Source organism: Tissierellales bacterium (assembly GCA_025210965.1).
Lineage (GTDB): Bacteria > Bacillota > Clostridia > Tissierellales > JAOAQY01 > JAOAQY01.
This window is the reverse complement of the sequence record JAOAQY010000074.1, coordinates 1-20,424: the sequence shown is the minus strand read 5'-3', so window position 1 is coordinate 20,424 and position 20,424 is coordinate 1. Positions and strand designations below refer to the sequence as shown.

The 20,424-nt window shown below is 31.6% G+C and carries 19 protein-coding genes; 3 read left to right on the top strand and 16 right to left on the bottom strand.

Annotated features, from left to right (window positions below):
* Positions 1-13: 13 nt before the first annotated feature.
* Complete coding sequence (locus N4A40_05695) at positions 14-3,742, bottom strand: DUF445 family protein (protein ID MCT4661338.1); 3,729 nt, start codon at positions 3,740-3,742, stop codon at positions 14-16.
* A 242-nt stretch (positions 3,743-3,984) separates the two neighbouring features.
* On the opposite strand from N4A40_05695, the gene N4A40_05690 reads away from it, so the two are divergent.
* Positions 3,985-4,647, top strand: a complete 663-nt coding sequence (locus tag N4A40_05690; GenBank protein MCT4661337.1) for a chloramphenicol acetyltransferase — start codon at positions 3,985-3,987, stop codon at positions 4,645-4,647.
* Between the two features lie 54 nt (positions 4,648-4,701).
* On the opposite strand, the gene N4A40_05685 is transcribed toward N4A40_05690, so the two are convergent.
* The 7 genes from N4A40_05685 to N4A40_05655 all read right to left on the bottom strand — a co-directional run bounded on the left by N4A40_05685 (position 4,702) and on the right by N4A40_05655 (position 8,879).
* Positions 4,702-5,421 carry a CPBP family intramembrane metalloprotease gene (locus N4A40_05685; GenBank protein ID MCT4661336.1) on the bottom strand — a complete coding sequence of 240 codons (720 nt, stop codon included), beginning with the start codon at positions 5,419-5,421 and terminating at the stop codon, positions 4,702-4,704.
* A gap of 342 nt (positions 5,422-5,763) precedes the next feature.
* Positions 5,764-6,801, bottom strand: a complete 1,038-nt coding sequence (locus N4A40_05680; GenBank protein MCT4661335.1) for a beta-lactamase family protein — start codon at positions 6,799-6,801, stop codon at positions 5,764-5,766.
* 167 nt (positions 6,802-6,968) lie between these two features.
* Positions 6,969-7,454, bottom strand: coding sequence for an aromatic acid exporter family protein (locus N4A40_05675; GenBank protein MCT4661334.1), 486 nt, complete (start codon positions 7,452-7,454; stop codon positions 6,969-6,971).
* Positions 7,455-7,677: 223 nt separating this feature from the next.
* Positions 7,678-8,136 (bottom strand): hypothetical protein, encoded by a 459-nt coding sequence (locus tag N4A40_05670; protein ID MCT4661333.1) that lies wholly within the window; start codon positions 8,134-8,136, stop codon positions 7,678-7,680.
* Positions 8,137-8,259: 123 nt separating this feature from the next.
* Complete coding sequence (locus tag N4A40_05665) at positions 8,260-8,436, bottom strand: hypothetical protein (protein ID MCT4661332.1); 177 nt, start codon at positions 8,434-8,436, stop codon at positions 8,260-8,262.
* Positions 8,437-8,576: 140 nt separating this feature from the next.
* Positions 8,577-8,705: a hypothetical protein gene (locus N4A40_05660; GenBank protein ID MCT4661331.1), complete on the bottom strand. Its 129-nt coding sequence runs from the start codon at positions 8,703-8,705 to the stop codon at positions 8,577-8,579.
* Between the two features lie 51 nt (positions 8,706-8,756).
* Positions 8,757-8,879, bottom strand: a complete 123-nt coding sequence (locus tag N4A40_05655) for a hypothetical protein (GenBank protein ID MCT4661330.1) — start codon at positions 8,877-8,879, stop codon at positions 8,757-8,759.
* Between the two features lie 276 nt (positions 8,880-9,155).
* On the opposite strand from N4A40_05655, the gene sdaAB reads away from it, so the two are divergent.
* Both sdaAB and sdaAA read left to right on the top strand, forming a co-directional pair.
* Complete coding sequence (gene sdaAB / locus N4A40_05650) at positions 9,156-9,842, top strand: L-serine ammonia-lyase, iron-sulfur-dependent subunit beta (GenBank protein MCT4661329.1); 687 nt, start codon at positions 9,156-9,158, stop codon at positions 9,840-9,842.
* On the top strand, positions 9,835-10,710 hold the full coding sequence (sdaAA, locus tag N4A40_05645) for an L-serine ammonia-lyase, iron-sulfur-dependent, subunit alpha (protein MCT4661328.1): 876 nt from the start codon (positions 9,835-9,837) through the stop codon (positions 10,708-10,710). Before sdaAB ends, sdaAA begins: the two co-directional genes overlap by 8 nt.
* A gap of 12 nt (positions 10,711-10,722) precedes the next feature.
* Here the strand turns inward: sdaAA and N4A40_05640 are convergent, their stop codons facing one another.
* The 8 genes from N4A40_05640 to N4A40_05605 all read right to left on the bottom strand — a co-directional run.
* Complete coding sequence (locus tag N4A40_05640) at positions 10,723-11,343, bottom strand: hypothetical protein (GenBank protein ID MCT4661327.1); 621 nt, start codon at positions 11,341-11,343, stop codon at positions 10,723-10,725.
* Between the two features lie 90 nt (positions 11,344-11,433).
* Positions 11,434-12,495, bottom strand: coding sequence for an alpha/beta hydrolase (locus tag N4A40_05635; protein ID MCT4661326.1), 1,062 nt, complete (start codon positions 12,493-12,495; stop codon positions 11,434-11,436).
* Entirely contained in the window at positions 12,485-13,468 is a 984-nt protein-coding gene (locus tag N4A40_05630; protein MCT4661325.1) for an alpha/beta hydrolase, read from the bottom strand. Before N4A40_05630 ends, N4A40_05635 begins: the two co-directional genes overlap by 11 nt.
* A gap of 1 nt (position 13,469) precedes the next feature.
* Positions 13,470-13,982, bottom strand: a complete 513-nt coding sequence (gene tadA / locus N4A40_05625; GenBank protein MCT4661324.1) for a tRNA adenosine(34) deaminase TadA — start codon at positions 13,980-13,982, stop codon at positions 13,470-13,472.
* Positions 13,972-15,171 (bottom strand): response regulator, encoded by a 1,200-nt coding sequence (locus N4A40_05620; protein MCT4661323.1) that lies wholly within the window; start codon positions 15,169-15,171, stop codon positions 13,972-13,974. The genes tadA and N4A40_05620 overlap by 11 nt, the downstream gene beginning before the upstream one ends.
* Before the next feature lie 12 nt (positions 15,172-15,183).
* Entirely contained in the window at positions 15,184-16,806 is a 1,623-nt protein-coding gene (locus tag N4A40_05615; protein ID MCT4661322.1) for a PAS domain S-box protein, read from the bottom strand.
* Complete coding sequence (locus tag N4A40_05610) at positions 16,790-17,911, bottom strand: HD-GYP domain-containing protein (protein MCT4661321.1); 1,122 nt, start codon at positions 17,909-17,911, stop codon at positions 16,790-16,792. The genes N4A40_05615 and N4A40_05610 overlap by 17 nt, the downstream gene beginning before the upstream one ends.
* A gap of 16 nt (positions 17,912-17,927) precedes the next feature.
* The coding region (locus N4A40_05605) for an EAL domain-containing protein (GenBank protein ID MCT4661320.1) at positions 17,928-20,424 on the bottom strand (2,497 nt) is incomplete at its 5' end.

Sequence of the window (20,424 nt, the reverse complement as noted above, 5' to 3'; positions counted from 1 at the left end):
TTAATACATTTTCCTAAAACGGCAATAATCCAAATACTGCTCCAATTCCACCGTAAGCTTCCAGTTTTCTAAAATATCGGCCTGCAAAACCTTTAAACAATTCATGAATTTCCACCGCTGACATTTCATCAACTTCCATTTCTATTAGCTTTTTCAAATCTATTATTTGCAAAATTTCTTCCAAGTTATCTCTTCCACTTTCTAAAATAGCACTAGAACATCTCCTAGACAAATCTTTGATCACTTCATCTGGCACTTTTTTATCAAATAAATCATTTATCAAATTGACTGTAGCCAAATCCGCGATCCTTTTTAATTCCTCATTAAGTTTAGATTTATCATTTATATCGCCAAACATTTCTACAATATTATCAGCAAAGCTCTCTTTGTTTATGGTATTAAACAAACTATTTTCTATAAATTTAGTCGACATATTCTTAAAATGAATTCCATTATACAATGACTTAAACTCATCATTTATCCACTCTGGCTCTAGCCACACAAGAATTCCTTCTACTGCAATAGCTTTGATTTCACTTATTAATAATTCAATCAATTGACTGCTGATTTCTATATCATCAACACCTCTACTAAAATCAAATTTATCTATTATTCTATTCTTAAACAACTCACTTTCAATGCCAAGTAAATTTAAAATATCAAATAATGATTTAGTTTTAAATTCATCCATAGTCCAAATCACTATTTTTTCTAGCTCATCTCCTAATTCAACTAATACTTTGCGATCAGTTATAATTGTACTTAGTTTTTCAAAAACAACTTTTTGTTCAAAAACATCATGTATTTTTGATACTTTACTCTTCCAAATTGCTTTATCTACTATTTCAAAACTCAAATTTCTTATTGAACTAATCTCTAATTCTATAAACTCTGGAAACTTTGTCTCAATCAAATGCTCTGTAATATCCTCCACCAAATGAGGTCCGTCAGCACTCATATAGCCTATTTTTTCAAAAAATCCAAGTGATGATTTTATATTATCATCTATTTTCTCTGACAAAGTTTTCTTCTGGCTTACAAGCCAACTAAGTATTTGTTTTTTGAGAAAATCAAATAACCTATCTTGCTTAGTGTCTACAAGATTTTTCAGTTTTCCATCAAAAAGTTTCTCTATACTTTTTGACTCATCTACATTCAAAATTCTTTCATTCAAATTGTTAAGAAATTTTGAAATACATTTTTCAGAACAAAATTCTACTCTAGCTTTTAGTGCTATTTGAGTTTTTAATCCTTCATACGAGTTATTTCCTATAATGCTCGTTAAGGTTTTTCCCTCATACGACTCCATTATTTTTCTCAAATCCCAAATACTCTCTAAATCTATTTCGTCATCCATTATTTTTTCTAGTATAACTCTTAATTGTTCTTTTTCTAGGCCTTTTAAATATTTCTCTACGCCATACTCTAATGTTTTGCTCAATTCTTCTGATATCTTAAGTTTAGAAAAATTATCTCTGTCTTTCAAGAAGCTAAATGCAGACAAAACAATATCGCTCCAATACTCATCAGTCCATGCTTTTACCCTAAAACACGTATTTTCTTTTATAAACGAATTAAACGTATCGTCTTGAATTTTATCTCTCATATAGACTTCAACACTTGTTTCAAACTGAATTCTGTTCTCGGTAATATAGTTTTCTATACTAGATTGATGCAATAAATGATTCGCTACTGCCTCTCCTAAATTTTTACCAAATGCTGCCTTATTTTTCACTATGTAACCTTGGTCTAATTTGTTCAGCAGTGGAATCCTAGATAGCAACTTATTTTGTTTATACGGTCTGAACAGCATTTGCAAAGCTATTACGTTTGTCAGATAACCAACAGCTCCAAATGTTGCAGCATTTACATAGATAGATGAGTCTACTCGGCTAAGTGCAAGTCCTGCTACCGCTCCTAATCCAGCACCAAAATACGAAATAGGTTTTAACTCTCTGCCCATAAAATCATGTACTAATTCTAATAATTCTTGCTCTTCTAAACCTTCCAACTGGTTTTTTATTATGCCTTCTATCTTTCCATCTAGATGATTATACATAGCTTCTAGTATATCTATATCTTCACTTCTATTTGTTCCGATATTGCGAACTTTTTCCAAAATCTCTGCCAAATCAAATTTTTCGTATTTCTCAAATTTAGAATCAATTTTTTCGAAAATAGAGTCTCCTGCTTTTATAAGAAACAGATTGATTATTGAACCAAAATTCCAAGATACAGCGTGATCAATCATATTTTCTACCCATGTGCTCAGTATATCAGTCTTTGACAGTAAACTTATCCATTTCTTTAAATCATGCTCTAGTTCTTTACCATCTTGCATTAATTCTAATTTACTACCTATATTGCCTTCAATTTTGTTTACAAGTTCTCTCTCTACTAATATCTTTAGTTTTTCTCCAGTTACTCCTAATTCTCCTAACTTTTTATCTAACAAAAAATCTATGGAAATCAAATCAATTCCATCTATAATTTCTGCTAGTATGATATCTATGATTTTTTCTAATATGCCAGTATTAAATCCAAAATTCTCATTCAAATATTTTACTATATCTGAAACATTTTTATGCTCCAATTTTTCAATAATATTATCGGCTAAATACTCTCCAAGCAAAAAAGTATTCTCAGCATTTTCTAGCGCATTTGTCAACAACTCTATTAGCTTTTTATCCTGAACTATACTTTTCGTTTTATTTTCTAGTATTGATTGTATCATAGGCGAACGCTGACCTTTTGTACTTTCAACAACCTCGTCAATACTCGACTGTAATAAGTCTTCTATTTGATCTTTCTTTTGCACAATCCAGCTCAATAAATTAGTCGTCAATTGCGGTAAATTTTGTACAAGCCAGTTCTTTAATATCTCTTTTTGGGGTTCTCTTAAAAAATGTATTATAGGATAATCCAAATTTTGAATCCTATCATAAAACTTTTTAGCCCAAATACTTTTCTGATCACTTTTTATATTCTCTAAAATGTAAGCCTTTAATAAAATTTTTAATTCATACTTAAATTTTTTTTGATCTATTGCTGGCAAAATCGCACTAATCGAACGCTCACTAATTTCACTATAAAATTGTTCTTTTAAAATCATATTCTGTGCAATGCTATTTTTGCCATCTAATGCGCTTTGCATATTTAATCTACTATTATCTTTAGCTGACAAATACCTTGCATGCGCATTTTGAAATAATGGCTCTAATTCTAATGTCAAAAATTCAAAATTTTCATCATTTAAATTTTGAATTTCTATTTCGAAACCTTTAGCTATATCTTTGCTTATTCTTTCAATGGGTTCTACATTTAAAATATCTCTTAACTCACGATCTCCCAAACTGTTTTTCAATTCTTCAAAAAATAAATCTATTTTGCTCTCCTTTATATCATCTTTTATACTTTCTAAAAACGCACTACACCCATCAATAGCTTCTAATTTGACCCTGCACTCATTTGGCAGGTATTTTTCCCAAAATTCTCTTTGTGCCATTGTCAATTTATCATTCAACTCATTCAAGTTAACTTTTGATCCTATAGATTGATCCTTTATCAATCTTTTTTCTACTAAACTACTAACATCATTTATAAATTCATCTTTAGTTTTTATTATCACACCGCCTAGATTGAGTGGTGTGTATGTTTTAAATAGCATATTTATAGCATATGTATTTGTTATATAACCTGTAAATCCACCTGCAATTATCTTCAATATTAAATTCGCTGCCATCAATTTTGACCCCTCTTTTCAAGAACTCCTTCTAAATCCATATATACAAATTTATCTTTGTCTTCATTATAATGCATTCAAATCAATATGACAATTTTACCACATTTATATGTTTTTTCTATGTTTTTCAATGCTCAATTATACAGTTTTATTGATTCTATATGGAATTTGTAATAACCCTTGATTAGTCTTTTTCCAATCTGTATACTAAAGCCATATTAAGTTTTTGAGAGGAGATTTTTATGAAATTTATAGATTTAGATACTTGGGAAAGAAAAACTCATTTTGAATTTTTCAAGGGATTTGAATATCCAAACTACAGTGTTAGCGCTAATGTAGATATAAGTAAATTTTATGCTTTTACAAAAGAACATGATTTACCTTTTTTTGCATCAATGGTATACCTAACAACTGAAACTATCAATCAAATTCCAAACTTTAAACTGCGAATACGAGGCGAAAAAGTAGTTGAGCATGATATCATACATCCCGTTTTTACTGTAATGACTCCAAGTAAATTGTTTAATTTCTGTAGTTCAACTTACTCAAAATCATTTGATACTTTTCTAGATAAAACCTTAGATGCTATTGAAATTGCTAAAAATGGCTCACTAAATATATCCAATGATAACGATAACGACAATTGCATATATATAACTAGCTTGCCTTGGGTATCTTTTACTCAAGTCGTACATCCCATTTTTCCAGCTCCACACGGAGGCATACCAACTATAACATTCGGAAAATATTTTGATTCAAATGGTAAGCTTGAAATGCCACTTTCTCTGCAAGTTCATCATGGATTAATAGATGGTCTTCACATTGGACTATTTTTTGAAAAATTCCAAGAAATTTTGAATAATTTCAACTTGTACGTAGATAGATCTTTTGAAAAAATTGCATAAAAAAGCTACTTAGGAAAGCATCCTAAGTAGCTTTTTTTATTTTTTGAAATTAATCTATCCAATATTTGTCATGACTCCCAAAATAGCAGACCCATATATGCTATCCGTTCTATACGCCAAATATCCATATATCATTCCTGCTGTAAGTTTAAATCCAAACCAGAACATAAGCATGCTAATCTGAATTTCATTTATCATAATTGTAACAATGCTACAAGCTGCTGCATATAATATTGAGCTTATTAGTATTCCAAGAATTGGTCCTCTCGATATGACCAACCTTTTCTGTATATATCCTCGAAATACTATTTCATTCGTAAGCGCTCTCAAAAACTTGTATCCAATCTTTACACTAATAAATCCAATACTACAATTTAATGTCCATTTCTCTCCTTGCAAAATATATAAATATATATAATAACTTAAACCTAAAGCTATTCCTACACCTATTGAAATAACTGCATTAGTAGCACCTAAGCCTATATCAGATATACGCTCTCTGTCTATTTTCATAAAAAATACTACCGGAGCTAAACAAAATATTCCAAGTACAAGATTTGCAAATAGTTTAAAATCATATTGTTCAAAAAATATTGTAAGTGGCCTTCCTAAAAATGTATAATATAGAATAACTGACAAATATACCCATATCCAATGTCTCGAAGCCTCTATTCTATTTTCACTCTTCTTTACACGTATAGTCAAAACATTTATAAATATCAAACTCAATACCGTCAATAATAACTTATGAAAAATTAACCTAAAAACATCCATACAATCCTCCCAACTCTCTCTATATATTATATTCAACTAAGTATCTATAGTAAACCATTATTATGAATTCTAAATATATTTAATATAAGCATTCAAAAATCGCTATTAATTGATAGTCTTTATCATTTTGCCCATAGCTTTTCTTAAATTTTTCATAAAAAGACAATTTTCGACCGTAAAACGCAGTTACTAATCCGCGATTATGTCGTATAATAGATATATACGGTTGGGGAACCTGTATGGAAAAGGTATTTTAAGCTAATGAAAATTTGAAAAAGAAAAACCAGTCCATGGACTAAATAGTCTCGACTGGTTTTTTCTTTTTCAATTTCAAATCTAAATTTATTGTTTTCCTTTTATAGCTTCAACTACAGCTTCATTTATTTCAAAATCATCAAACTCAGAATTGCCAAGAACTACAATACTATATCCATTTTCAGGATAGTAAGAATATCTAAACGAAACTCCTGGATCCATTCCCATTATAAAATATTTTTTTGCCACTTCTTTTTCTCTCAATATATAAACTCCATATCCATATTCAATTATCTGATTCATCCTTACTTGAGGATTTAATATCATATCTACATATTCTTTTGACAAAAATTTCCCATCAAGTAATATGTTCCAAAATCTGATTAAATCTCCAGCAGTTGTGAAAATACCTCCATCTGGTCCCCCTTTTGCAGGAATAGAAAATATATTCGATGTCCACGAATCATCATCTTCAGCATCTATATATCCAGTTGCCGTTTTTTCTGGCATTGAATCTAATTCATGGTAGCCAGTGGAATTCAATCTACAAGGTTTTAATATTTTACTCTCAACAAAATTATGAAACTCCATTTTAGAAACTGCTTCCACAATTAATCCTAAAAAGATATACCCTGCGTTACTATAAGAAACAGACTCTCCTGGTCTAAATTTCATACCTTTATCTTCAATAAGCGGTAAAAAATCTGCTACTTTTCTTAGTTTACCATTTGGAATCCCTCCAAATGAATCAGCATAATCATTATCTCCTGATTCATCAAAATAATCCTCTATACCCGAAGTATGAGTCAGCAAATGATGTACACTTACATCATCATCTATATTTTTCAAGTTTACATCTATCAAATCTTTTAGTCTATCATTTAAACTTAATTTTCCAGCTTCTACAAGTTTCATTATTGCAACCGCTGTAAACAACTTTGCTCCTGAAGCTATACCAAATGATGTATCTATAGTATTTACAGTCTCATTGCTCCTATCTGCAAACCCAACAGATTTTTCATAAACAACTTCACCTTCCAAACTTACATGAATTACGCCCGAAAACTTGTCCATTTCATCGCATTTTTTTAATCCTTCGTCAATAACAAAACCTAAATTTTCCATACCCATTCCCCCATTTTATAAATTTAGAATCGCTAAATTATTACCAATTCATCTTTACAATTTCATTTTATCATGGTTTATAAATAATATTTAGGAATAGAATATTTAAACTTTGAATTTACTTATCACTTCAAATTGTTTGTTCACTTATCAATCACTAATACGCTCTAGCTGATTTTCTTGACATTACTATCTAAATTTCTTAAGAACGGTAACTTATCTAGGTAATTATTAATTATCGCCGCAATTATTATTCCTATAAATGTATCTAATACTCTATTTATCGCATATACATGTGGTAACTGCCCCTTTAAATTTGTCATTACAGCTATAAATACTATGCAAGCTATAGCTACTGAGGCTTGCTTTTTCATCAAATTAAGTGTGTATATTACGAGTGATATACCTATACCAATTCCTATAGAACTATAGCTTATAAATCTATAAAATATGTATCCTATAAATCCACCTGTCATTGTGCCTATCATACGGTCTTTCCCAACTTTTATCGTATCTACGTGGGTATTTCTCATGCATATAACGGCTGCAATGCAAGCATAAAATGGATAGGGTCTTTTTAACAATTGATACAATGCTATACAAAGCGCTACAGATACAGCTGTTTTTATATTTCTCATTCCTATTTTGGGCATTTCAATTCTCTCCTTAGTTCACCGAAACAAAACTATACATTAATTTTATAACTTAAACTTATATCATTTCATTCAAAGCTTACATGATATAGTTTATCAAAAAAAAAGTTATTTGACACGTTTTTTCACGTAAATCAAATAACTTTAAACGTTTGCTCTATCAAATGGGATGTTTCCGGTTTTAAACCCATGTAAGTGAATAATTTGTTTTTCGTTTTCAAATCTAAAAAAGTTCAGTCCTTTTATCAACATTTTTTAAACTCTGAATTTCCGCCATATGAATTATAAAGTTTAATAATGCTATAAAAAAACAAAGAACGCTAAGCCAAAAACCAAGTCTTATGCACTGACTTGTTCCATCTAATATCGGTATAATTTCCAAAATAGCATACAATATAGGCAATACAAATTGAAACTTTCTCATATGAAGTGCTTTATTGTCTATAAAGAACCCTATTAGTGAAAATGTTCCAAATACTGGAACTGCCAATAGGCCAATAATCACAAATTGCATTCCCGAAGGTTCATATATAGGGTTATTAACAATATGTCCTGCTCCAAATCTAAAAACTTCAATCCCAGATGCGTATATTATAGCGAAATATCCAAGTGCAAAAAGCATTCCAGTATTTATCAATATATAATACAATCTATGTCTATTAAATCCCCTTTGATCTTTCATTATCTCACCTTCTCGTAAATTTCATTAAATCATACTCTAATTATAATCTAGTAAAGTGAAATAAATATAAAACAAAGATGAAATTATGATTAAAAATTATTACCTAAACATTTTAAATAATAGTTATTCTCCGCCTCCATTATAGTATGCAAAATTAACAACACCTAATATAGCATATATTGCTGCAAGAATTCCATAAATAATCAAACCTTTTGAATTTCCATCGCTATAATCAAAATAAGCTTTCGTGCCAAATAGTATAGCCACCACAAGCCACATCATCCACATTTTTTTCTTCATTAATATATCTCTCCTTTTAAGCCATTTTGTACATTTTATCAAAATCTAATATTTTTGCCAAATCTAAAATAAATTTTGAAACTAAAAAATCCAGCGCTTCTTACTCCATTAGCGCTGGATTTACATTATGTTTGTAATCATTATGCCTGATGCTCCTCTCTCATGTGACAATGCTCCGTCTTCAAATATTCCGATAATCCTTTATCTGGTCTATAATGTTTAGTATAAGACATCATTGCCATTAAATTTGCAAGTGGTCTTCTTAACATATCATTCCCCTCCTTTTTATTACTATACCCTACTAAAGCGTTCATTCTTCATCAATCGCGTTTGTTTTTTATGTAACTCTTATACTCTAGCTTTCTATACACATCCGCACCTGTTTGCTCACAATTAAAAACTGTTTTTACATCTTCCATGAATCTAACCATCATTCTACTCATAACATTTCTCCTTCCAATTTAAATTAATTACTTTTCTTATGTCAAAAAATAAATATTTCTTATTTATATCTTAATTATATTAATTTTCGTCTACTTTGTCAATGCTAAAATTAATTTTTTCAATGTATTTATTCGAAATCTTTATTTTTTGAATATTTTTATTAATTTTAATGATGCGATTATTGATATTTCCTTTTAATTCCATTCTATTGAATTCTATCCTTTAGCATGATACAATAGATTTCATTAAGTTTAGTACAAAGGAGACGATTTCAAATGAAAGAAATCAGTTGTTTTGATATTTTAGGACCAATAATGATTGGCCCATCTAGTTCCCACACAGCTGGAGCTGCAAGACTTGGGAAAGTCGCTCTATATATAGCTGGTGACGCTTTTAGCCGTGTAGATTTTATACTACAAGGGTCGTTTGCAAAGACATATAAGGGACATGGAACTGACAAAGCTTTAGTTGCAGGAATCTTAGGTATGGAACCTCATGATGACAACCTAAAATTTGCATTGGAACTTGTTAAGCAGAGACAAATTGAAGTACATTTTTTAGAAGGTGACTTAGATGTTTCACATCCAAATTCCGTGAAATTTATTTTTTATCACTTAGACGGCTCTACAACAGAAATTGTTGGATGTTCAATTGGCGGTGGAAATATTGTAGTTAAGAGAATCGACGGATACAAAACTTCTATAAATTGTAATTACCCGACTCTTTTTATTCAGCATACAGATCAGCCTGGAGTTGTAAGCAATGTAAGCCAGCTTTTGTCTACTTCGGGAATCAATATCGCAACTATGAGAGTAAAGCGTAAAAGTAAAGGTAAGGAAGCTTCTATAATTTTAGAAGCTGACACTATGTTCCCTGAGGATTTGGTAAAATCTCTACTAGATCTTCCAAACGTAAATAGCGTTCGTGCTATAAGACCCATAAAGGAGGAAGTTTATGTATAGTACTGGAATTGAGCTACTAGCTCTCGCAGAACTTCATTCGTGTAATATATCTGATATTGTAAAAAATTCTGAATCGGAAAGTTTTGAAACACCAATCGAATCGATTGTTGAAAGGATGAGACAAAATTATAGAGTAATGGTATCATCGTCCTCAGCAGCTATAGAATCACCGGAAGAACATATGGGACATATAATAGGGGGGGACGGACGCAAAGCATTTGATCATGCGAGATCCAAGCAGTCTATTTGCGGTGAATTAATAAATAAGGCAATGGCAAGAGCTTTTTCTTGTTCTGAGGTAAATGCCTCTATGGGACGAATTTGTGCTGCTCCAACAGCTGGTTCATGCGGTATAATTCCAGCTGTAATGGTCACTCTCGCAGAAGCTTACGATATTCCAGAGCAAAAAATACTTTCAGCTCTATTCACTGCCGCTGGAGTTGGTGAAATTATAGCAAGACACGCTACGCTTTCAGGCGCTGAAGGTGGCTGCCAAGCAGAATGTGGTTCAGCATCGGCTATGGCTGCAGCTGCTAGTGTAGAGCTTCGAGGTGGTAACCCTGTTCAGTGTCTTCACGCTGCATCTATCGCTCTAAAAAATGTCATGGGACTTATTTGCGACCCTATAGCAGGTTTAGTTGAATCTCCATGCGCTAAGCGAAATGCTTCTGGGGCAGTAAATGCACTTATATCTGCGGATATGGCCCTCGCTGGAATCGAAAGTGCCATTCCCTTTGATGAGGTAGTAGATGCTATGTATGCTGTTGGAAAATCTCTTCCTGTAACACTTAGAGAAACTGCTCTCGGCGGTATAGCTGTAACACCTACTGGAATGGAAATTTCAAAAAAAATACACGGTCCTAAATAGGATCGTGTATTTTTATAATTGGTTAAGTCCATCTATTACATAATTTTTTGTATTTTCAATTGTATTTGGAACAGGTTTTGGTTGTCCATACACAGCTAAATCATAACCCTTATTAAATGCCTCTAATACGCCAACAACATCTAACACCTTTCCCTCTGATATATGGTTCATTTCTCCTATAATTAAATTTGCAACCGCTATGCTTCCCCATATTTCATGGTCATTATCATCTCCATTTTTATTTACAAATATCAATTGCTCTCCAATTATTATAAAACTCATTCTAGCAATTGCTACATAAGGGTCATCCATAAACTCATAAGCTCTTCGTCTTTCATCCTCTTCTTCAGCTACTCGACCTTTTCTATTGTAAATTGTAGCATACTTGTTATCAGCTTTTTCAGCATCTTTTATCTGGTGCTCATATATATCTTGTGACATCTGTCTTCCTAATTTTGCCATAGTCTCAGACGCCTTTACATCCTTAGCAACCGATTTACCAGCTATATCGCTACCACTATTTAATTGTTGCCCCTTTGAATTATGTGAACTTTTTCTTGCCGCTGCTTCTTGCTGATTTGCCACATTACTATTAGCTGCTATAGCCGGAATATTATTGCTTATAATCCCCATTTTTCTCACTCCCCAAATATATTGCCGAGTTTAAATCTTAATGCTACTATTACATTTATTATCGGATACTTAATTTTCTAACTTTAGATTTTACTTAAAAAGTTTGCGAAATCCATCTATTGAAGCTGAACCTAAAAATTCTAATATATCCATAGGGTCATCAAATGTTTCTTTTTTTCTAAGTGCCCTAGTCGATTCATGATCTTTTACATTAAGTATATGTAATAAATATCTAGCCAAAAGATACTCAAATGGCAGCCAACTAACATGAGAAACGGGTATAATTCTCTTTTTAGCACCTTTCAATTTATCATACAACAATTTACGACCCTCAATTGGAAGTGTTCCATCAAAAAGCGCATCTATTATAGTAACTTTTGAAGAATCTATCAAATGAGCATACGTTGCAGGATCAATTTTAAATATCGGATGTAAATCTTCATCTTTCAAAATTTCATCTAAAGTCATCTTTTCAATTCTATCTTTTTCTTTATCATAAAGTTCATAGAGATACTCTTTGTTGTGAATATTACTCTCGCAAATATGCCCTTTTTGTATCAAACGCCTAGCAAATTTCGCAGCTTTAGATTCGTGTAATATCATTGGGTAATGGCCACTTGTAGTCATCAATATCAATTGATTAATCCTAGAATCAACTGCTGTTGCAACTGTTCCAAGCATTCCTCCTAGACAATATCCCATAAGTGCGTTATTTTCCTTCCAAAGTCCATATTGTTCTAGCCAATCAATAGTAGTTCTTATATCAACTATTGCATGTTCCCAAAATTTTTGCAATCTAGTCATCTGTGGGTACAAAAAACTGCTTCCGCTCACAGACCTATGCTCAACTCTAGTATAATTTCCTGGCAATATTAAAACAGTTGCATTTACTCCTGCTGCCGCTAAATGTGGTCCCATCCAAAGTATAAATTTGACATTTGCACTTCCAAGTCCATGTAGAATAAGTGTAGAAGCCTTAACCTCACCTTTTGGCGCAAAATTGTATATTTTTACTCTCTCCGTTCCCTTTTCAGGATTTTTATACAATGTATCAAATTCTGTAAAACTACACCTATAGTGATGTCCTTTAAATATATAACCAGATGAAAAATCAATATCAGGAGTTTTGTCATAATCAAAATTAATAGTCATCTCTTATACTCCTCTCTATAAACCTAGCAGTTTCCTCTACTATATAAATAGTTCTCGGGTCTTTTCTATAAAAATCAAAGCAATGATCGGCCTTCCTATGAACCAAAAATTTATACGGTACTCTATACCTATCTAATGCCTTTGATAAACTAAGTGAATTTTTAAATGGAACTGTCTGATCCATTTTACCATGAGCTATAAACATAGGAATCATTCTACTTGATATGTAGTTTATAGGTGAAAATTTATCGTATTCAGCTTCCTTTTCTTCCAATGTTCCCTTCATAGTAGTCCAAATAGCATATTTAGCAAATATAGAATTATGTTCTTTATCTCCTATAGTCTTTAAATCAGACGGTGTATAGTAACTTATAACACCCTTGACTCCTTTTATCTTCTCATCTTCTCCTATACTAGTATAATAACTTGAATATAAGAGTGCCAGATGTCCACCTGCTGATAATCCCATCAAAAATATATTCTCTAAATCCAGATTATAATAGCTCTCTTGTTTCTTTAAAAAACTAAGTGAATCTTCATAATCTTTAAGTATGTCTTTTAAATGATTTTGAAATCCAAAACTATAATCTATAGATGCAACTACATAGCCTTTTGATGCTAAATACTTACACCATGACACATTATTTGGCTGGTTTCTAAAGCCTGAAATCCATCCTCCACCATGTGAGTAAAGTATCACAGGATATTTTTTCTTTGATTTATTCGGTATATAAAAATCCATTTTTAGTTCTTTATTTGATGTTTTTTTATAAACCACAGTATCTACTTTAAAGTCCTCTTGAATCTCTATCGGTATTTTGGCTCTTAAAAATTTCATGCCGATAATAGCCATTTGTACAAAAAAGTAAAGTAGCGCCAAAAACGAATTTGCTAAACTAAGTATGAAAAAAAATACGATTTTAATCAAGTTTCTATTCTTTTTAGAATGCAAATCAGAATCTGTTTCCCTCATATTAGCTCAGCTCCCCTTCTATATTTATCTGCTTACGTCTTTTGCGCTGTTCTTTTTTTCTCTCTCTAAGTTTTTTAAAAAAATTTTGTAAAATGCCCCTACACTCACTCTCTAAAACTCCCCACTCCAATTCTGTATCGTGATTTAACTGTGAATGCTGTACTAGATTTACCACAGACCCACAGCCTCCCATTCTATCATCCGTTGTTCCTATAACCAATCTCTCTATTCTAGAATTCATTATTGCTCCTGCACACATGACACAGGGCTCTAGTGTGACATACATCGTACACCCTATGAGCCTCCATCCACCTAGATATTCTGATGCTTTTTTTATAGCAATTATCTCTCCATGAGCAAGCGCATTTTTTAGACTTTCCTTCAAATTATACCCTCTAGCTATTATTTCATCATTTCTTACTATGACAACTCCCACTGGAACTTCATCCAAAATTTCTGCTTTTCTGGCTTCTTTAAGCGCTTCGCTCATATAATATTCATCATTATGATTCATTTAACTTCTTAACTCCTTGTTTTGGTAATTTTATAATCACTTTTGTTCCTACATTCACTTTACTCTCAATAAAAATCTCCCCACCGTGAAGATTTACTATTGTATTATAGGCCGTGCTAAGACCTAAGCCTATGCCCTGACCAATCGGCTTCGTTGTAAAAAATGGATTGAATATCTTATCCAAATTTTCTTTAGGTATTCCAATTCCATCATCGAATATATCAATAAAAACATACTCTGCATCAGACCATGTTTTAATTTCAATATACCCTTCCTTTATTTCCTTCTCATTTATTGCAAATATAGAATTGAACAATATATTCATTATAACTTGATTGAGCTTTTCATTCAAAGCTAATATTTCATCTATATCATGTAAGTTTTTTACAACAACTATCTTGTCTCCAATTTTGTTGTTTATAAGAGTAAGTATGCTCTCTATACTCTCATTTACATCGAGGACTTTATATCCCTCTTGAAAATCTATTGAAGAAAAATATCTAAGTTCTTTTATAATCTTAGCAATCCTAGACAGTCCATCCTTAGATTCTTCAAATATAACTTCTGTATCCTCTATTATATATTTCAAGTCTTCCTCATCAATCTTTTTTCCAAGTCTAAAATCATTGAAATAATTCAAAAAGTCTCTATAGTAATTTTCAAGTGTTTCAATATTGCTTATGATAAACCCGAGAGGATTGTTTATTTCATGAGCCACCCCTGCAGCTAATTGTCCTATACCCGCAAGTTTTTGCTGCTGTAAAAGCTGTATTTGACTCTCTAGTATCTTGTCATTAGCAGTTTTCAATTCTTTTTTTAATTTAATTTCTCGAAGTGCAGATTTTACCCTAGCAAGATACTCTCTCTCTTTTATAGGTTTTATTATATAATCCATGGCTCCTATTTCAAAACATTTTTCAATCTCTTCTTCTGTATCAACTGAAGTTAACATTATAACTGCTATTTCTCTAAATCTATCCTCAGATTTTATTTTCTCCAAAAATGTTATTCCATCCATCTCTGGCATGTGAATATCAAGAAGAATTAAATCAATCTCTTCCTCTTCTAATATGCCATACGCCTCCATCGCTGAATACGCAGTATATATACTCTCTTTCAAATTTTCATCTATCATAACCTTCGCTACCATAACATTAAGTTTTGAATCATCCACTATAAGTATCTTCATATTTACTCCCCCCTAATCTTGCTCTTCAGTTTTTGATTTTTGCTTAATTGGCAATACCACTGTAAATTTTGTTCCAATGCCAACTTCACTCTCAACATTTACATGCCCTTTGTGTTTATTTACTATAATATCGTACGCTATTCCAAGTCCTAATCCTGTACCCTTTCCAACCGCTTTAGTTGTAAAAAATGGCTGAAATATTTTATCTATATTTTCTTTTTTAATTCCGCTACCAGTATCCTCAATTTCACAATAGGCAAACTCATCATCATAAAATGTCTTTAGTTTTATTTTTCCCATAACTCCATTTTCATGATCTGATTTTCCACGTATAGCCTGCACTGAATTTATTATCATATTTAAAAATACTTGGTTTAATTGTCCACCTATAGCATCAATATATGGCATATCTTCACATAATTCATGTACAACTTCCGCATCGTATTTTATCTCATTTCGCGCAACTGTCAATGTGCTTAAAAGACCTTCATTCATATCGTATGGCTGAAATTGATCTAATTGATCTATTCTAGAAAAACTTCTAAGACTCCTCACTATTTTTTCTATTCTCTCAAGACCATCTTCTGAATCAAATATCAATCCTTCTACATCTTCGCTTATAAATTCTAAATCGTATTTGGCCTCTACTCTTTCAATATCACGTTTTATACTTTTTGCCTCTTCACAATTTAATACATCATGATATTCATTTATGAGTTTCTTATACATCTTTAAGTAATCTTCAAGTGTCTTGAAATTGCTTATTACAAAACCAAGAGGATTATTTATTTCATGAGCTACCCCAGCAGCTAACTGGCCTATTCCTGCAAGTTGTTCTTGCTGTATCAATTTCGTTTGTGTTGATTTCAATTGATTCAATGCTTCTAATAATTCTAAGTTTCTATCACTTAACTCATCTGCCATTTTTTTCTGAAGACTTATATCCTGTTTTATCCCAGCATAATTTACAACGTCACCAAGTTCATTTTTTATTGGAAATATAGTAACATACTCCCAATATAATTCCCCATTTTTTCTCTTATTTTGAAATTCACCCCTCCAAGTTTTGCCCGAACTAATTGTAAGCCACAAATCTTTATAAACTTCTGCACTCTGTGTACCCGACTTCAATATTCTAGGATTTTGCCCAATTAGTTCTTCCTGCGTATATCCTGTAACTCTGCAAAATCTCGGGTTTACATATTGAATATTCCCTTCTATATCTGTTATGACCACACTTGACGGAGTTTGACTCAAAAGTGTAAACATCCTATTTTTACTATCACTTATATTAAGTACTTCTGTTATATCTTCTATTATCAAAAAATAATACACTGGTACTTTTTCTTTTCGTCCTATCCTATTAAATTTGATTTCAAGACAAATTTTTATTCCATTTATTTCTGTTTGAAGTATATCATCAATAGAGTACTCAGTATCTAAAGACTTTTTGTAATTTATAAATCTATCATGTATTTTTCTTTCTAATTCTGCTGCCATATCTGATCCTATATTTATATTGTTAATACTAAGTAATTCTTCAAATGCCCTATTGTGGTAAATTTTTTCGTCATCTCTATAAATTATTGCAGCATCCATAACATTTTCAAATATTGCCTCATAGCCTTTTTCCATCAGATGCTCTCCCCTCCCCTAAATTCTCATCGTAACAAACTCCTTTTATAGTAAGATCCATAACATTTAATAAATCAATACAACTATGGTATTTTAAAATTTCAACTATAGGTCTCATTGGAAAATTTTGATTAATTTCTCTAACTACTGCTACACTTCCATCGCTCAATTTTACAAGTGTCCCTATAGGATATGGTACTACCCTTGCATTGAAAGCCCTGACGCAATCTATGTCGTATTGAGATCCTGAATTTCCAAGTATATATTCAAGCGCTTCACTTGCTGGAATAGCTCTATGTCTCGGCGTATCTGAAGTCAAATTATCATATGTATCTGCAACAGATACTATTTTTGAAAATGTATGCGCATCAACTATCTGCTTTGGAAAACCACATCCATCGATTCTTTCATGATGTTGTAGTGTCACTATTCTAGCTCTCACAGATATGCTTTGACTTCCTCTAAGATAATCATAACCTCGTTGAGGATGCTCCTCATATAATCTTTTCTCTGCCGAACTCAAATTTCCCTCTTTCATAATCAAATCTTTAGGAAGCAATGTCTTACCTATATCATGTAACATAGCTCCTAAACACAAAACCTTTAAATCTCTAGCATTTATATTTAGCTCTGCACCTATAATCATGGACAATACAGCTACATTCATGCTATGTTGAAACAAAAAATCATCTTTTGTCTTTATATCAACAAGATTTACTGCTACATCCTTATTTGCCAAGAGATCATTCATTATGCTCTCTGATAATTTTGACAACTCACGAAGTCCCTCTTCACGTTGTTTTACTCTTGCTAGATGCTGCTTTTTCGAATCTGTTTTACTTTTAGGTATTTGACACTGATTAAATGCTCTCTTAATACTTCTTACCGCTTTTTGTCTCAATTCTGGCTGTATAACATCTTGTAGTTCAACATCTGAATACCCATCATCTACATATATCGAATATATTCCATAGTCATTTAGCCTTTTTTTCATTTTAGGTGTGATTTCCATTCCCGCTCTGAGTAGAATGCGCCCTTCTTCATCTTTTAGTGTTTGAGCTAATTTATGGCCATTTTTAACGTATTGAATTGGAAGTACTCGCATAGTTCTCACGTCCTCTCTAAATTTTAATATAAAATGTCGTTCCCACACCTTCTGTTGATTCACACAATAATTTACCACCATGGTCTTCTTCTATTATTTTTTTGCTAACGCTCAACCCAAGCCCAGTGCCTCGTCCTTCTTTTTTTGTTGTAAAAAATGGTTCAAATATCTTATTTCTTACATCACTACTCATTCCACAGCCATCATCGTCAATTTTGATTTCCAGTCCCTCATTTGATTTGCTAACTTCAATTTTTATTTCGCCAAGTTCGCTAGATTCCTTCCTTTCTATTGCATGAGCTGCGTTTATTATCAAATTCATTACTACTTGTTTCAATTTCGAACCAAACGCCGGATAAATATATTCTTGATTCTTATCATAAATCAAATTACATACAGCATGGTATTTATATTCATTCTTGGATAATAGCAAAACTTCCTCTATCAACTCTATTATATCCACCTCTGACCTTTCTTCTTCTTGACCTTTGAAAAGATACCTTTTAAAACTTTCTGCAATTTTTCTAACTTGATTGACTCCAGTGTCTATATCATCAAGAGTTTCCTTTATATCGCTTTTTAAATCACTATCATTTATTTCTACATCATCTAATATTTCCACTAAATACTTAACATTAGATTGAATATATCCTAGTGGATTGTTTATTTCATGAAGTATCCCACTAGTCAAAAGACCTAGCGAAGCTATTTTATCTTGCTCAAATAATTTATTTCTCAAACTTTCATTTTTCTTCTCTAATTTTTTTGATTCTGTAATGTCCCATTGAACTGAGACAAATCCTGTAATCTTATTTTTTTCTTTTATTGGATAAATCTTTACCTTGCACCAATAGTGTTCTCCATTTTTTTTGGTATTTTCAATCTCGCCACTCCATATTTGTCCATCATGTATGGTCGATAATAATTTTTCAAAATAGGATTTACTATATTTTTTAGAAGATAGCACGGCTGTCTTCTTTCCAATAATTTCGGATTTTGAATATCCAGTTATCTCCATAAACTTTTTATTAATATACTCTATACATCCATCTCTATCTGTCATGATTATTATCGATTCGCTTTGATCTAATGCTTTATTTACTCTGATTCTTTCTCGGTCTTGTATTAATTCTTCTGTCACATCATTTATCATGCATATATAAATGTATTTCTCTTTAAATTCATCATAAATTGTCTTTATATGCCATCTACAATATATTTTTTCTCCAGATTTTGTCGTATTTTCTATCATGGATTCCACTCGTTCATAGCTTATTGCATCATTTATCAACCTATTAAGTGCTTTTTCTTGAGCTTCATCAGTAGTAAGTTTTATTATAGAATTATTCTTAGCTTCAGCTGCAGTGTATCCAAATATTAGTAGACTAGAATTATTCCACTGCTCCACTTGAAAGTCTTCATCTATCACAATAATTCCAGAAGGTGATTCTTCAAACATTTGAATATAGTTGTGACTAAGCCCCATTAATGTATGTTGATTTTCTGATACTTTCTCTGATAATTCTACATGCATTCTATAGCAGCCTTCACCCTTTTGAAGAGCACATATAGCTCTATGTCTTTCTCCATGAGCTCCTTTCAATCTACACGTAACAGTGGCCAAATTTTGACCTCTTTTAACTTTTGCTATACAATTTTCAAAATACTTAATATATCTATATTCAATTAAATCTTTTAAAAGCAACCCATCTATATCAAAATGTCCTAATTTTTCAAGCAATGAAATGTTTGGCCTTATTAAAAGTCCTTCTTCAGATATTTCTTGAATATAAACATCATTATTCTTTATACATTTCTCTTGTCTATTCATAAAACATGCTTTTCCATTTACATAATTTGATAAATTCATTTTTGTCTTTGCTAATTCTTCCTTGATTCTATTCAAACGCTGAGGGTAGCTAAAGATATAGCCTTGTATAAATTGTGCTCCTCTATTTTCTAAAAATCGCAATTGCTCTATAGTTTCTACGCCTTCAACAATTACCTCTTTATCTAATTTCTTACACATTGATAATAAATTTTGAAATATAATAACGTCATTTGTATTTTCCACAAGATTATATATAAAGGATCTATCAAATTTTACACATTTGATATAATCTTTCCTAAATCTATCTAAATTCGAATAACCTGTCCCAAAATCATCTATCGCCCAATTAAGCTCGTATTTCTCTAACTCTGCAAGCATAAAGTCTTCCACAATCTCTTCTGCTTGCTCCGTAAGTTCAAATACAAATGCACTATAATCTATTTGCTCACTATACGCCTCTATCAATTCATGAAAATCTTTTGATTTTAATGTCAAAACCGATAAATTGACATGGGTCTTTAAATATTTAAATGAGTCATTGTGCTCAATCCAAGCTTCAAAAGTATTTTTTATTACATATAAATCTAACCATTTTATAAAACCTGTAACTTCAGCATAATATATAAATTCAGTTGGCAAAACTATACCGTATTTAGGATGCTCCCACCGTACTAGTACTTCT

Bases quoted from the DNA above. Each gene is read 5' to 3' on its own strand.
- N4A40_05695 (MCT4661338.1), bottom strand. From the start codon at position 3,742: ATGGCAGCGAATTTAATATTGAAGATAATTGCAGGTGGATTTACAGGT.
- N4A40_05690 (MCT4661337.1), top strand. From the start codon at position 3,985: ATGAAATTTATAGATTTAGATACTTGGGAAAGAAAAACTCATTTTGAA.
- N4A40_05685 (MCT4661336.1), bottom strand. From the start codon at position 5,421: ATGGATGTTTTTAGGTTAATTTTTCATAAGTTATTATTGACGGTATTG.
- N4A40_05680 (MCT4661335.1), bottom strand. From the start codon at position 6,801: ATGGAAAATTTAGGTTTTGTTATTGACGAAGGATTAAAAAAATGCGAT.
- N4A40_05675 (MCT4661334.1), bottom strand. From the start codon at position 7,454: ATGCCCAAAATAGGAATGAGAAATATAAAAACAGCTGTATCTGTAGCG.
- N4A40_05670 (MCT4661333.1), bottom strand. From the start codon at position 8,136: ATGAAAGATCAAAGGGGATTTAATAGACATAGATTGTATTATATATTG.
- N4A40_05665 (MCT4661332.1), bottom strand. From the start codon at position 8,436: ATGAAGAAAAAAATGTGGATGATGTGGCTTGTGGTGGCTATACTATTT.
- N4A40_05660 (MCT4661331.1), bottom strand. From the start codon at position 8,705: ATGTTAAGAAGACCACTTGCAAATTTAATGGCAATGATGTCTTATACT.
- N4A40_05655 (MCT4661330.1), bottom strand. From the start codon at position 8,879: ATGAGTAGAATGATGGTTAGATTCATGGAAGATGTAAAAACAGTTTTT.
- sdaAB (MCT4661329.1), top strand. From the start codon at position 9,156: ATGAAAGAAATCAGTTGTTTTGATATTTTAGGACCAATAATGATTGGC.
- sdaAA (MCT4661328.1), top strand. From the start codon at position 9,835: ATGTATAGTACTGGAATTGAGCTACTAGCTCTCGCAGAACTTCATTCG.
- N4A40_05640 (MCT4661327.1), bottom strand. From the start codon at position 11,343: ATGGGGATTATAAGCAATAATATTCCGGCTATAGCAGCTAATAGTAAT.
- N4A40_05635 (MCT4661326.1), bottom strand. From the start codon at position 12,495: ATGACTATTAATTTTGATTATGACAAAACTCCTGATATTGATTTTTCA.
- N4A40_05630 (MCT4661325.1), bottom strand. From the start codon at position 13,468: ATGAGGGAAACAGATTCTGATTTGCATTCTAAAAAGAATAGAAACTTG.
- tadA (MCT4661324.1), bottom strand. From the start codon at position 13,982: ATGAATCATAATGATGAATATTATATGAGCGAAGCGCTTAAAGAAGCC.
- N4A40_05620 (MCT4661323.1), bottom strand. From the start codon at position 15,171: ATGAAGATACTTATAGTGGATGATTCAAAACTTAATGTTATGGTAGCG.
- N4A40_05615 (MCT4661322.1), bottom strand. From the start codon at position 16,806: ATGGAAAAAGGCTATGAGGCAATATTTGAAAATGTTATGGATGCTGCA.
- N4A40_05610 (MCT4661321.1), bottom strand. From the start codon at position 17,911: ATGCGAGTACTTCCAATTCAATACGTTAAAAATGGCCATAAATTAGCT.